General features: G+C 67.2%; 11 protein-coding genes and 2 tRNA genes. 2 read left to right on the forward strand and 11 right to left on the reverse strand.

Annotated features, from left to right (window positions below):
* The 6 genes from ACXJKH_RS06530 to ACXJKH_RS06555 form a co-directional block, all read right to left on the reverse strand.
* Nucleotides 1–396, reverse strand: a 396-nt coding sequence (locus ACXJKH_RS06530; RefSeq protein WP_457318787.1) for a cytidylyltransferase domain-containing protein, incomplete at its 3' end; no start/stop codon positions are given.
* A gap of 49 nt (nucleotides 397–445) precedes the next feature.
* Nucleotides 446–1,468: a tetraacyldisaccharide 4'-kinase gene (gene lpxK, locus ACXJKH_RS06535; RefSeq protein WP_256776173.1), complete on the reverse strand. Its 1,023-nt coding sequence runs from the start codon at nucleotides 1,466–1,468 to the stop codon at nucleotides 446–448.
* On the reverse strand, nucleotides 1,468–3,216 hold the full coding sequence (gene msbA, locus ACXJKH_RS06540) for a lipid A export permease/ATP-binding protein MsbA (protein WP_457318789.1): 1,749 nt from the start codon (nucleotides 3,214–3,216) through the stop codon (nucleotides 1,468–1,470). The genes lpxK and msbA overlap by 1 nt, the downstream gene beginning before the upstream one ends.
* Nucleotides 3,213–3,635, reverse strand: a complete 423-nt coding sequence (locus tag ACXJKH_RS06545) for an ExbD/TolR family protein (protein WP_457318790.1) — start codon at nucleotides 3,633–3,635, stop codon at nucleotides 3,213–3,215. The genes msbA and ACXJKH_RS06545 overlap by 4 nt, the downstream gene beginning before the upstream one ends.
* Before the next feature lie 3 nt (nucleotides 3,636–3,638).
* The gene (locus tag ACXJKH_RS06550; RefSeq protein WP_256776176.1) at nucleotides 3,639–4,310 is read right to left on the reverse strand and encodes a MotA/TolQ/ExbB proton channel family protein; all 672 of its coding nucleotides are present in this window, start codon (nucleotides 4,308–4,310) and stop codon (nucleotides 3,639–3,641) included.
* Nucleotides 4,311–4,313: 3 nt separating this feature from the next.
* A complete protein-coding gene (locus ACXJKH_RS06555) occupies nucleotides 4,314–6,737 on the reverse strand; it encodes a DNA internalization-related competence protein ComEC/Rec2 (protein ID WP_457318792.1) in 2,424 nt (807 codons plus the stop codon).
* 252 nt (nucleotides 6,738–6,989) lie between these two features.
* On the opposite strand from ACXJKH_RS06555, the gene ACXJKH_RS06560 reads away from it, so the two are divergent.
* The gene (locus tag ACXJKH_RS06560; protein ID WP_256776177.1) at nucleotides 6,990–8,585 is read left to right on the forward strand and encodes an MASE1 domain-containing protein; all 1,596 of its coding nucleotides are present in this window, start codon (nucleotides 6,990–6,992) and stop codon (nucleotides 8,583–8,585) included.
* On the opposite strand, the gene ACXJKH_RS06565 is transcribed toward ACXJKH_RS06560, so the two are convergent.
* The 3 genes from ACXJKH_RS06565 to uvrB form a co-directional block, all read right to left on the reverse strand.
* Nucleotides 8,528–8,995 (reverse strand): hypothetical protein, encoded by a 468-nt coding sequence (locus tag ACXJKH_RS06565; protein ID WP_457318794.1) that lies wholly within the window; start codon nucleotides 8,993–8,995, stop codon nucleotides 8,528–8,530. The genes ACXJKH_RS06560 and ACXJKH_RS06565 overlap by 58 nt on opposite strands.
* A 380-nt stretch (nucleotides 8,996–9,375) precedes the next feature.
* Nucleotides 9,376–9,450 (reverse strand) — tRNA-Val (locus ACXJKH_RS06570).
* Nucleotides 9,451–9,557: 107 nt separating this feature from the next.
* A complete protein-coding gene (uvrB, locus tag ACXJKH_RS06575) occupies nucleotides 9,558–11,585 on the reverse strand; it encodes an excinuclease ABC subunit UvrB (protein WP_256776179.1) in 2,028 nt (675 codons plus the stop codon).
* A gap of 154 nt (nucleotides 11,586–11,739) precedes the next feature.
* On the opposite strand from uvrB, the gene ACXJKH_RS06580 reads away from it, so the two are divergent.
* A complete protein-coding gene (locus ACXJKH_RS06580; RefSeq protein WP_457318796.1) occupies nucleotides 11,740–12,288 on the forward strand; it encodes a GspH/FimT family pseudopilin in 549 nt (182 codons plus the stop codon).
* Between the two features lie 115 nt (nucleotides 12,289–12,403).
* Here ACXJKH_RS06580 and ACXJKH_RS06585 read toward each other — a convergent pair.
* Nucleotides 12,404–12,480: transfer RNA gene (locus tag ACXJKH_RS06585), tRNA-Asn, on the reverse strand.
* Nucleotides 12,481–12,536: 56 nt separating this feature from the next.
* Nucleotides 12,537–12,905, reverse strand: coding sequence for a type IV pilin protein (locus ACXJKH_RS06590; RefSeq protein ID WP_457318798.1), 369 nt, complete (start codon nucleotides 12,903–12,905; stop codon nucleotides 12,537–12,539).
* Between the last annotated feature and the right edge of the window lie 89 nt (nucleotides 12,906–12,994).

The raw sequence follows: 12,994 nt of genomic DNA on the forward strand, positions 1-12,994 counted from the left end.
TGCCAGGGTCGACATCTCCGCCCCGCTGCAGACCAGTGCTTCGGCCACGGCGAGGATGCCCTCGGCCGGCGCGAACGGTTCGTCGCCCTGCAGGTTGACCACCACCGTGTCATCGCTCCAGCCGGCCTGGGCCGCGCATTCGGCGAGACGGTCGGTACCGGAGGCGTGGTCGGCCGAGGTCATCGCCACGCGCACGCTGGACAGGCCCTGCAGGGCATCGGCGATGCGCACGTCATCGGTGGCCACCCACACCTCGCGCGCGCCGGCCAGCAGCGCGCGCTGCGCAACACGCAGCACCAGCGGCTGGCCGCCGAGCAGGCGCAGCGGCTTGCCGGGCAGGCGCGAGGCGGCGAAACGGGCCGGAATGGCGACGACGAAATCGACGGATTGGCTCATGCGGAAACTCTCGGCAGTGACGTGGATTACGGGGAGGCAGGCGCGGCCGTCAACGCTTGCCGAGTTTGTCCAGTCGGTCCAGCAGACTCACCCAGAACGCGGCCGGCAGATCAGCCGCCAGTGGCACGGCGAAGTGCCATTCGTTGGCGAAGACCTTGCACTTGACTGCGTCTTTCTCGGTCATCAGCACCGGCAGCTCGCTGCCAAAGCGCAGGTCCGATACCTGATAGGCGTGGTGGTCGGGGAAGGCGTGCGGCACCACGCCGATGCCATGCGCACGCAGCATGTCGAAGAAGCGCTGCGGGTGGGCGATGCCGGCCACGGCATGCACGCGCTGGCCGCGGAAATGCACCAGGTTGCGGGCGCGACCGCCGCTGAGCGGCTGGGCGCTGTCGATGTGCAGCTGCATCGGCCATTCGCCGAAGCCGCAGGCCGGCTGCGCGGCGATACCGTCGCTGGCCTGGCCCATGTTGACCACGCGGAAATCGCAGTCCTGGGCGCGGCTGGCGGGTTCGCGCAACGGCCCGGCCGGGATCAGGCGGCCATTGCCGTAGCGGCGCTGGGCGTCGACCACTTCGATTTCGATATCCCGCGCCAGCCGGTAATGCTGCAGGCCGTCGTCGCAGACGATGACGTCGCAGCCGGCCTCGATCAGCGCCCTGCCGGCCGCCACGCGGTCGGCATCCACGCGCACCGGCACGCCGGTTTTCCACGCGATCAGGACCGGCTCGTCGCCGCCCACGGCGGTCGCGGTGCCGGCATCGACCCAGCGCGCCACGCCGGGTTCTTCACGGCCATAGCCGCGACTGGCCACGCCGGGTTTCCAGCCGGCCTCGCGCAGGCGGTTGACCAGCGCGATGGTCAGCGGGGTCTTGCCGGTGCCGCCGGCGGTGACGTTGCCGACCACGATCACCGGGACCGGCAATGCCTGCCGCTTCAGCCAGCGCCGCCGATACGCCAGGCGGCGCAGCGCGATCACGGCGCCATACACCGGTGCCAGCAGGCGTGCCGGGAACGGGATGGTGCTGCCGTCGTACCAGTACGACGGCGTGCGCGTGCCCTTGGCCGCCATCAAGGCTGCCTTTCGCGGAACTGCATCTTGTGCAGGTGCTCGTACAGGCCACCCAGTGCCAGCAGTTCTTCATGGGTGCCGCGCTCGACGATGCGGCCATGGTCCATCACCAGCACCTGGTCGGCATGCTCGATGGTGGACAGGCGGTGGGCGATGACCAGCGTGGTGCGTTCGGGCATGAGGCGCTGCAGCGCGTCCTGGACCAGTCGCTCGGACTCGTTGTCCAGTGCGGCGGTGGCTTCGTCCAGGATCAGGATCGGCGCGTCGCGCAGGATCGCGCGTGCGATCGCCAGGCGCTGGCGCTGGCCGCCGGACAGCAGCGCACCGTTCTCGCCGACCGGGGTCTGCAGCTGCTGCGGCATGCGTTCGATGAACTCCCACGCATTGGCTGCTTCGGCCGCCGCGCGAATCTGTTCCTCGCTGGCATCCATCCCGTAGGCGATGTTGGCGCCCACCGAGTCGTCAAACAGGATGACCTTCTGCCCCACCATGGCCACCTGCCGACGCAGGTCGGCCAGCGGGTAGTCGTCCAGGGCCACGCCGTCCAGGGTGATGCGACCGCCGCTGGGTTCGTAGAAGCGCGGCACCAGCCGGATCAGACTGGTCTTGCCGCTGCCGGAACGGCCGACGATGGCGGTGACCGTGCCGGGCCTGGCGACGAAACTGATGTCGTCCAGGGCCACGCCAGTGTCTTCGCGATACCGCAGCATCACGTGTTCGAAGCTGAGTTCGCCACGCGCGCGGCCGATCTTCTTCTGCCCTTGGTCGCGCTCGACCGGCATGTCCAGGATCGAGAACAGGCGCTCGGCAGCGGAGACACCGCGCGCGATCGACGACTGCACGCTGGTGAGGCGGCGCAACGATGGAATGATCGCGGTCATCGAGATCATCAGGCCCATGAACTGGCCGGCGTTCAGACGACCGGCCAGCGCCTCGCGGGTGGACACCCACACGATGACCGCCAACGCCAGCGCAGCCAGGAACTGGACCACGCTGGAAGCCGCCGCGCGGGTGGTTTCCACCTTCATGTTGAGGCCCAGCATGCGGTTGGCCAGGCGCGAATAGCGCGAGATTTCATGCGCCTGGGTGCCATGCACCTTCACTTCCTGCTGCGCGGCCAGCGACTGCTCGGCGGTCTGCGCCATGCTGCCCATGCCGTCCTGGATGCCACGACTGATACGGCGGTAGCGCTTGCCCACGAAGGAGACGATCACGCCGATCAGGGGCACCACCACCAGCATCGCCACGGTCACCTTGACGCTCATCTGCAGCATCACCACCAGCATGGCGATGATGGTCAGGGTATCGGCGACGAGGGTCTTGAGCGCGTCCGCGCTGGCCTGGGTGACCTGTTCGGTATCGAAATTCAGCCGGCTGACCATCACCGGGGTGGACTCGCTGTCGAAATGCGAGGACGGCAGATGCAAGTACTTTTCCAGCACCTGCTCGCGCAGGTCGCGCACGACGCTGCGCCCGGTCCGGGCCAGTGCGTAATCGCTGACGAAGGTCGCCGCGCTGCGCGCGACGAACAGGCCGAGGATGGTCAACGGCAGGATCACCGCCATGCGCGGCTCGGGGTTGACGAAGCCCCGGTTGACCAGCGGCTCCATCAGCTTGCTGAAGTGGTACCCGGCGAGCGCTTCGACCACCATGCCGATGACCGCGGCCACCATGAAGGTCCAGTAGGCGTGGGTATAGCCGAGCAGGCGCTTGTAGATGGGCCAGACCGGGGCATGTTTCTTGTTCATGGACGCACCTCCGGCGCGGTAGCGATGGCGATGCGGCGGAAGCCGAGCTGACCCAGGGCATCCTGGGCGGTCACAACGGCCTGGTACGGGGTGCGTGCGTCGGCGCGCAGCAGCACGGTCTGGGTCCGATCGCTGCCGGCCACGGCGGCGATGGTCTGTTTGACCGATTCGACATCGGTGCGCAGCACTTCCTGGTCGTTGATGAAATAACGGCCTTCGGCGTTGACCAGCACGCTCAGCGAGCGCGGCGGCTCGGCCGTGCTCTGCTGGCTGGCGGTCGGCAGCTGCAGCTGCAGCGTGGAGCGCGCGTCGAAGGTAGTGGTGACCACGAAGAAGATGATCAGGACGAGGATCACGTCGATCAGGGGGACCAGATCGATATGCGGCTCGTCCTGGGCCCGGTCATTGCCGATACGCATCCGTCAGCCCTTGGCCGTGACGGGTGCCGCCGGGGCGGCAACAGGGGCACGGGCGCCGGTGTTCATCACCCCGGGGCGGCCATCGAGCGCGTCCAGCAATGCGCTCGCCTCCTGCTCCATCTCGATGACGTAACCCCCGATGCGGCCCTTGAAATAGCGATGGAACATGAGTGCCGGGATCGCCACGATCATGCCGGTGGCCGTGCACACCAGCGCCTTGCCGATGCCGCCGGCCAGCTGGTTCACATCGCCCACGCCGTGGTCGAGGATGCCCAGGAACATCTGGATCATGCCGACCACCGTGCCGAGCAGGCCCAGCAACGGGCCGGCCGAGGCGATCGTGCCCAGGGCGTTCAGGAAACGCTCCATGCGGTGCACCAGGTGCCGACCGGCATCCTCGATGCGCTCGCGGATCTGGTCGCGCGGACGGTTGCGCGCTTCCAGCGCGACGGCCAGCAGTGCACCCAGCGGCGAGTTCGCCCGCAGCGACTGGATGTGGCTCGGGTCGAGCTTGCCGCGTGCGGCCCAGTTGCGCACTTCCTGTCCCAGCCCGGGGGGCAGGACTTCGTTACGCCGCAAGGTCCAGAAACGCTCCAGGACGATCGCCAAAGCCAGTACGCCCAACAGCAGCAGCGGCACCATCGGCCAGCCACCGGCCTTGACCAGTTCCCACACGTTTCAACCCTCCGGCCCATCGGCCGCCTGTTTGACCGCCGATAGAATAGCAGCCGCCCGCCTCCGCTCCGCGGCATCCCACCAACGCGGCTGAAAAACCCGCTGTTCACGCACCTGCAGGCCTTCACGACCGAGCCATGCGCGCACCGCGCCGCTATCGGCGGTGTTCAGCACTTCGGCGCCAGCGCCGCGCCATCGCGCCACCACCTCGGCGCGCGGGTGGCCGAAGCGGTTGCCGTGACCGGCCGACACGATCGCCAGCCTGGGCGACACCGCTGCCACCCAGGCCGCACTGGAAGAACCGGCACTGCCATGGTGCGGTACCACCACCAGCGCGGCACGCAGGGCAGCTGGCTGGGTATCCAGGAGCTGCGCCTCGCTGGACGCGCCGATGTCGCCGGGCAACAGGATCGCCCCATGGGCCGTGCCGATGCGCAGCACGCAGCTGCTTTCATTGCGCCGGTACCGGGCGACGGGCGACGGGTGCAGGAAGCGGAACTCGACCCCGTCCCACCGCCAGCCCTGCCCTGCGGCGCACGGCACGCTGATCCCTGGCCGCGCGCCTTGCGGAGCCAGCAGCGGCGGCTGACCGAACGCCCGCTGCACCGCCGCCGCGCCACCGGCATGGTCGCGATCACCGTGGCTGAGCAGCAGCCGGTCCAACCGGCCTTCCTCGAGCGCGTGCAGGGTGGGCACGACCACCCGCTCACCTGCGTCGAAGCCGCCGACGCTGGCCGGCCCGGCGTCGTACAGCAGCCGGTGGTGGCGGGTGCGTATCCACACCGCCAGGCCCTGCCCCACATCCATCACCAGCAGCTCCACCTCCCCCTCCCCGGGCCGCTGCGCCGCCGGCCACAGCAGTGGCAGGCACAGCAGCCCCGCGGGCAGCCGTCCACCGCAGCCGCGCGGCAGCAGTAGCCAACCCACGCCCAGCAACGCCGCCAGCAACGCCCAGCGGTCGGCCTGTGGCACCCACCACAGGGCCAGGCCACTGCGCGCGACATGGCCGAACAGMCACCAGCTGGCGTCGAAGCACCAGGCTGAGAGCTGCCACGGCCAACGGCCCGCGCCGTCCAGCATGGCCTCCAGCGCGGTGCCGATCAGCGCCAGCGGCACCACCACCAGGCTCCACCACGGGATTGCCAGCAGATTCACCAGCGGACCCGCCCGCGACGCCTGGCCGAACAAGGCCACGGTCAGCGGCAACAGCGCCAGCGTGACCACGCCCTGCGCGCCCAGGAACGTGCGCAGCCAGTGCTGATCGCGTCCCGGCAGGCACCAGACCAGCCAGAGCACACCGGCAAAGCTGAGCCAGAAGCCCGGCGACAGCACCGCCAGCGGGTCCACCAGCAGCACCGCCAGCGCAGCCAACGCCAGCGCCTGGCCCACCGTTGCCCGTCGCCGTGCGCAGCGTGCGGCAGCAACCACGGCGATCATCAACACCGTGCGCACCGTGGGCAGCGCGAATCCGGCCACTGCCGCATACAGCGCCGCCCCCAGCACGGCGGCGAGGACTGCCGCCACCGGTCGCGGCAGTCGCCGGCCCAACGCTGGCCACAGGCGCCAGCCGAGCGTGGCCAGCCATGCGGCGAAGCCGGCCACCAGGCCGACGTGAAAGCCGGAGATTGCCACCAGATGGGTCAGCCCGAGCGCGCGCAGATCCTCCCAATCGCTCTGGGTGAGTCCACGTGTATCGCCGAGCGCCAGCGCCTGCACGAAGCGCGCGCCCTCACCGCGCACCTGTGAGGCGATCGCCACCGCCATCCGCTCGCGCCACGCCGGCAGCCCGGTGGGCGGGCCGAGTGGGCGGGCGCCGGCGGGTGCATGCACGTTGCCGCTGCCTGCCAGGCGCTGCAGCACGGCGTGCCGTTCGGCATCGAAGCCGCCGGGATTGAGCAGCCCACGTGGGGGGCGCAGACGCGCCTGCAGCGTCCAGCGCGCGCCCGCCTGGAGCTGCAGGCGTGGGTCGGCACCGCTGCCGGGCCGATCATGCCAGCTCAAGGCAAACGCACGGCCGCGTACCCGCACGGGCAACGCCGGATCATCGTCCACGCGGAACACGAAGCGGGTGCCGATCGCGCCGTGCGTGGGCAGGTCGATCACCCGACCGCGCAGCAGGTACTCGGTCTTCCCCGCATCGGCAGGCAGCTGCGCGGCCAGGGCCAGGTGCGCGTGCAGCGTCGCCCAGCCCAGACCGAACACGGCAGCGCCCAGGCCGCGCCACCGCCCCGGCCAGCACCACAGCACCAGCCCCGCTCCCGCCATCACTGCGGCGGCCCAGTGGGGCAGCAGTACCGGCGCGAACGCGGTCGCGCAGACGCCCAGCATCAGCGCCGTGGCACACAGCTTGCCGAACACCGGCAGCGGCTGCGTTGGCGGGCGTCGAGAGGAAACGCTGCCAAGCTGCATCGATCCGCACGTGGTCATGCCGCCATGCTTGGCTGCATGGCGCACTTAAACCATCAGTCAGCCGGCGAATGCGGCGTCGGTGGAGTCTGCGATCAGCAGCAGAAATTGTGATCTCCATCAAATCCGACTTTCACGCGCTTCAGACCGCAGAACGTGTTGCCGACTGTTTTCACAGCCACGTCGTTGCATCGAAGCGGTTTCGTCGATAGTGTCCGTTCAGCCCCGGCATCCCGTGCCGGCGACGCGGCACCCACGTGAACGGAGGTCTCCGTGCAGTTGAGCTGGTTGAAAAAGGAGTTTCACCTCAATCTGCGCATCCATCCGGCAGGCGTGTTGCTGGCAGTGCTTTACGCGTTCGCCTATGGCGTGGCCCGCGCATCATCGGTAGACCAGATGTATCTCCCGGCCGGCATCCGCGTGGCGGCCCTTCTGCTTTGCCCGCCCCGCTGGTGGCCCTACCTCATCCTGGGCGAATACGCTTTCTTCGCCCAGGCGCGCTACCCGATGATCGGACAGTACGGCCTGGCGTGGGTCGTCATTGCGTCCATGGTGCTGATGCCCACCGTGGCTCTGATCGTGCACTGGCACCAGCGCAGGCTGGCCTCGCAGAGTGAGGCCTGGCTGCTGTCGATCGCGGCACTGTCGGCGATCGCGGTGTCCTCGCTCAACCAAGGACTGGCCTACCTGCTGATGCCCACGCTGCACGAGGCGGTCTCCTGGACCGGCATGCTGCGTTACATGGTCGGCGATTACCTGGGCATCCTCCTGTTTGCGCCACTGGCGCTGCTGTGGCGCCACCGCCACGTGTCGTTTGCCGCGACCTCCCGATGGCCTACTGCCGCCATAGCCGCGCTGTCGGTGATCGTCGCCCTTGGCCTGTCCGCAGCACACCTGCCTGGCGGCGAGGACATGGTGCTGGCCAAGAACAGCCTGCGCATCGCCATGATGCTGCCCGCCGTTGGCCTGACCTGTCTGTACGGCTGGCGCGGCGCTGCGGTGAGCTTTGCGGCGATCAACCTGACCCTGGCACTGACCATGGAAATGACCGGACGTCCGGGTTCGTTCGACGCCACCGCATTCGTCGCGCAGCAGATCCTGGCGGTGACCGGCACGGCGTTGCTGCTGTTGGGCTCCACCATCTCCCACCATTACCACCGCTTTGCCGCGAGGGAAAAACTGCGCGGCCAGGCCGAGACCTTTGCCAGAACCGGGCATCTGGCCAGTGAACAGGAACGACGCGTACGCGCCCAGCAGATGCGTGTGATCGGCGAGGATATCGACCAGTCCTTCCTCCGGGCTGCTGCGCTGCTCAAGCAACGTGGCGCGCATGCATCGGCCCTGGACATGCTCAGTGCAAGCCAACTGCAATCGCGCTTGTTCCGCGAGCAGATCAGCATGGTCTATCCGACTGAAATCGAGTACTCCGGGCTATTCGTGGCGTTGCGCTCAGGCGGCCTGGCCGGGCTCTGGGACATGACCGACCGGATTGCACGCCCGCGCCTGCACGGCGACCCGTGCCGCCTGAGCCTGGGGCTGCAACTGGCCGCGTACCGGAGTTTGGCCGATGCGGTGAGCTTGCTGCTGGATCATGAGACCGGCTACCTGCAGGTAAGGGTCCGGTGTGGCCGCCGCGGCGGGGTCTCCGGGATTGTCATGACCGTGGCGTTGCTGGACCACAAACGCCGCTTGGGGGCCGCTGTCATCCAGCGCGCGCAGCACGTGCTGGCCGGGCGGACGCTGGCTTACGGCGGCAGCGCGGGCTGCCGCCGTAACCGTATCCGCCTGCTGCTGGTGGATGTGCCGCAGACTTATCGCGAACCGTCGGGACCTTCGATGGACCAGATCACGCCACCTGCCGTGTTGTAGGCAACCAGCAACATCTGCGGCTTGCGGTACACCACTTCACGCACGGCACCGGCCGGAATCGCCAGGTTGTTGCCGGGCAGCGACACGCGATCGGCGTCCACGCCTCCGGGCAGGGTCCAGAACGTGTCACCGATATTGCCGATGATCGCGCGCACGCTGCCGGCCTGATCGTTGACCTGCAGATACCAGACACCATCGCGCTTGAACTCGTATGCCCGCCAGGTCGAATCCTGGCTGATGTTGAGCGCCAAGGGGGCGGTTTCGCCCAGACCCCTCGCCGCGATCTGGCTGCCATGCGGATCGGTCGAGCAGCAGGGCGCCGCCAGCGCCGACGGGATCAGACCACTTCCGGGGACGGCCGCCACCCCTGCAACGACCATTATCAACGTCAGACCTTTGAGCATTGCCATTTCGTCTCCTTCCTACGGGTCAGGTTTCTATCCATTTCCGACGGCAAAACGTTCGATCCATCGGCGAGCAGACGCTATCACAACGTATATCGATGGGCCTCTGTCGGCACGGGCGCGGCGCCATGCCCTCATGTCGGCGCGCCTGCGCGGGCACGGCGCCTGACCCTTCCCGCTGCAGCTACCCGGTAGCGAACGCCTGTGGCGGATCGATCCAAAAAGTCCAATCACGACACTATGCGCGCGTCGGTCACTCCCCGGTCGGAGCGGCGTATGGCCCCGCCTCTCATCATTGGCCCAGGCGCTCCGGTGCCGGAAAAACAAAAAGGCCAGCACGATGGCTGGCCTTCTTCGTTTCCACCCGCACCTCTGTGAGGTCGGAGTGGTGGGCGGTACAGGGTTCGAACCTGTGACCCCTACCATGTCAAGGTAGTGCTCTACCGCTGAGCTAACCGCCCGTTTCTTCCTTCTGCGTCGCCGCGAATGCGTCGGTGCAGGCCGCGTATATTACGGACGTCCCCCGGGAAGCGCAACACTTTTGTGAAGATATTTCACAATCGGTTGTTCAGCCGAGGCTGGCTTCCTTCAGCTGCCGGATCTGGTCACGGACATGGGCCGCCGCCTCGAACTCCAGGTCGCGCGCGTGCTGGTACATCTTCTGCTCCAGCGCCTGCAGGCGCTTGGCGATCTGCGCCGGTTCGAGGGTGCGGTAGTCCACCGATTCCTCGGCAACACGGCCGCCACGACCCTTGCCGCCCTTGCCGCGTGCCTCCTTCTCGGCCGCCTCCGACCGCGCGCCTTCGAGCACGTCGGTGATCGGGCGCAGCACCGACTTGGGCGTGATCCCGTGCAGTTCGTTGTATTCCACCTGCTTGGCACGGCGTCGGTCGGTCTCGTCGATCGCCGCCTGCATCGAGCGCGTCATCTTGTCGGCATACAGGATCGCCTTGCCGCGCAGGTTCCGGGCGGCGCGGCCAATGGTCTGGATCAACGAGCCGGTCGACCGCAGGAAGCCTTCCTTGTCCGCATCCAGGATCGCCACCAGTGACACCTCGGGCATGTCCAGGCCTTCGCGCAGCAGGTTAATGCCGACCAGCACATCGAACTTGCCCAGGCGCAGGTCGCGGATGATCTCCACGCGCTCGACCGTGTCGATGTCCGAGTGCAGGTAACGCACGCGGATGCCGTGCTCGGTCAGGTATTCGGTGAGGTTCTCGGCCATGCGCTTGGTCAGCGTGGTGACCAGCACGCGGTCGCCCAGCTTGATGCGTTCGTTGACCTCGCTCATCAGATCGTCGACCTGCGTGCCGACCGGACGGATCTCCACCACCGGATCGATCAGACCGGTCGGACGCACCACCAGCTCGGTGATTTCATCACCGGCCTCGCGCAGCTCGTACGGACCCGGCGTTGCCGAGACATAGATGCTGCGCGGGCAGCGCGCCTCCCATTCCTCGAAACGCAGCGGGCGGTTGTCCAGCGCCGACGGCAGCCGGAAGCCGAACTCGACCAGGGTTTCCTTGCGCGACCGGTCGCCCTTGAACATCGCGCCGATCTGCGGAATGGTCACGTGCGATTCGTCGATCACCAGCAGCGCGTCCGGCGGCAGGTAATCGAACAGGGTCGGCGGCGGCTCGCCCGGCGCCTTGCCGGTGAGGTGGCGCGAGTAATTCTCGATGCCGTTGCAGAAACCGACCTCGGCCATCATCTCCAGGTCGAACTGGGTGCGCTGCGCCAGGCGCTGCGCTTCGACCAGCTTGTTCTGTTCGTACAACTGCTCCAGCCGCGGAGTGAGCTCGGCCTTGATCGTCTCCACCGCAGCCAGCACGCGCTCGCGGGTGGTGGCGTAATGGGTCTTGGGATACACGGTGTAACGCATCAGCTTGCGCAGGCTCTCGCCGGTGAGCGGGTCAAACATGCTGATCTGCTCGATCTCGCCGTCGAACAGCTCGATGCGCACTGCCTCGCTGTCCGACTCGGCCGGGAACACATCGATCACCTCGCCGCGCACCCGGAAGGTGCCGCGCTGCAACTCGTATTCGTTGCGGGTGAACTGCAGCTGGGTCAGGTGGTTGATCAGGTCGCGCTGGTCGATGCGCTCGCCGGTGGACAGGATCAGCCGCAGCGACAGGTAGTCTTCCGGCGCGCCCAGGCCGTAGATGGCCGACACCGTGGCCACCACGATCGCATCCGGGCGCGACAGCAGGGTCTTGGTGGCGGCCAGCCGCATCTGCTCGATGTGCTCGTTGATCGAACTGTCCTTCTCGATGAAGGTGTCCGACGAGGGCACGTACGCCTCGGGCTGGTAGTAGTCGTAGTAACTGACGAAGTATTCGACCGCGTTGTGCGGAAAGAACGATTTGAACTCGCCGTACAACTGGGCGGCCAGGGTCTTGTTCGGCGCCATGATCAGCGTCGGCTTCTGCACCTGCTGGATCACGTTGGCGATGGTGTAGGTCTTGCCCGAGCCGGTCACGCCGAGCAGGGTCTGCTTGGCCACGCCGGCCTCGAAATTGGCCGTCAGCTTCTCGATCGCCGCCGGCTGGTCGCCTGCCGGTGAATACGGGGATACAAGTTCGAACCGATCGCTCATGGTGCCGCCAAATCCCGGGCCCTCCAGTATACCGGGGGGCATGGTGACGGCCGGCTGAGGGGATGGCCGACGGCCGGGTGCTCCTACCCCCGATGGCCCGGGCCATTGAGCAGGCTCAGGCTGGACGTCCCTCCCCTAGTGCGTGACGACGGCTATGACCTTTCAGGACCGCGCCACGCAGCCCCGCGTGCGTGGCTGGACCTTGCTGCAGGCAATGGTAACGTTGCTGGTGCTGGCCGTGCTATGCGCCATCGCACTGCCCGACTTCAGTCAACTGCTGTACCGCCAGCGCGCCTCCAGCGTCCGCCACCTGCTCAGCAGCGACCTGGCGTTCGCACGGCTAAGTGCCATCCGACGGCACGGCGAAGTCGGCGTCTGCCCCAGTAGTGACGGGCTGGCATGCGATGCGGCCGCCAACTGGGGTCGCGGCTGGATCGTATACGTGGTGCGGCCCGGTTTTGTCGGCCCGGCCGCTGCTGGAGACATCCTGCAACATCAGCAATGGCACCCGCCATCTGCCTGGCGGATAAAGACAAGCGCCGCCCGCAACCGCATCCGCTACCTCGGAAATGGCCGCGCTTATGGAACCAACCTCTCGCTGGACATCTGCCGCAACGCCCACTTGTACGGCCGTGTTGTGGTTAACAACAGCGGGCGGGTTCGATCCGAGACGCTGGATCGGCCCGGAAGCTGCGCGGACTGAGGTCACCGTCAAACGCAAAACCACCGGTGAGGGCCATCCTTCACCACTCCGCGCCCTTGCTGCCCCGAACAGCAGGCAAAGAAAAAGCCGCGACTTCTCGCGGCTTTTTCAGATCTGGCGCCCGAAGTTGGACTCGAACCAACGACCCCCTGATTAACAGTCAAGTGCTCTAACCGGCTGAGCTATTCGGGCGGGGAGGCGCATTCTAGACGCTCAAATCAGACCTTGCAACAGCCGGACCTACGCGGCTACCAGCAGGTAACGCCGGACACCGTACCGGGCGTCTTCTGGTTTGCCTGGTTTACCGTCAGCGTGCCGCACTTGTCGCGCGCCTGCGGCCCCGCCGGTGTGGCGGTGATCACGAAGGTGGACGCCGCGGGCGTAATGGTCACCGTGTAGGCAGCCGTGCCCGTGCGTGGCGAATTGACCGTCCTCGTTCCCGTTTCGCTGAAGGTAAACGATGTGTAGCTATTGTTCAGCGTGTGATGCCGCTCCGCGCGCTGGGCGTACTCCACCATTTCTGCCTTGGCCAATCCCCGCTTGGACGCCAGCACGTGCTGGGTGTAGCTCGGATACGCAATCGCTGCCAGGATCGCCACGATGGCCACCACAACCATCAGCTCGATCAAGGTGAAGCCGCTTGCGTGCCGCACGCTTCCCGCCGAAGAACGATGAAAGGTCACTGGATCTGTCTCCACGATTGACG

The sequence above is a fragment of the Stenotrophomonas sp. P5_B8 genome (assembly GCF_054049855.1).

What these genes read in the sequence shown, in the direction of transcription:
- lpxK (WP_256776173.1), bottom strand. Translation starts at nt 1,468, where the DNA reads ATGGCGGCCAAGGGCACGCGCACGCCGTCGTACTGGTACGACGGCAGC.
- msbA (WP_457318789.1), bottom strand. Translation starts at nt 3,216, where the DNA reads ATGAACAAGAAACATGCCCCGGTCTGGCCCATCTACAAGCGCCTGCTC.
- ACXJKH_RS06545 (WP_457318790.1), bottom strand. Translation starts at nt 3,635, where the DNA reads ATGCGTATCGGCAATGACCGGGCCCAGGACGAGCCGCATATCGATCTG.
- ACXJKH_RS06565 (WP_457318794.1), bottom strand. Translation starts at nt 8,995, where the DNA reads ATGGCAATGCTCAAAGGTCTGACGTTGATAATGGTCGTTGCAGGGGTG.
- uvrB (WP_256776179.1), bottom strand. Translation starts at nt 11,585, where the DNA reads ATGAGCGATCGGTTCGAACTTGTATCCCCGTATTCACCGGCAGGCGAC.
- ACXJKH_RS06580 (WP_457318796.1), top strand. Translation starts at nt 11,740, where the DNA reads ATGACCTTTCAGGACCGCGCCACGCAGCCCCGCGTGCGTGGCTGGACC.
- ACXJKH_RS06590 (WP_457318798.1), bottom strand. Translation starts at nt 12,905, where the DNA reads ATGGTTGTGGTGGCCATCGTGGCGATCCTGGCAGCGATTGCGTATCCG.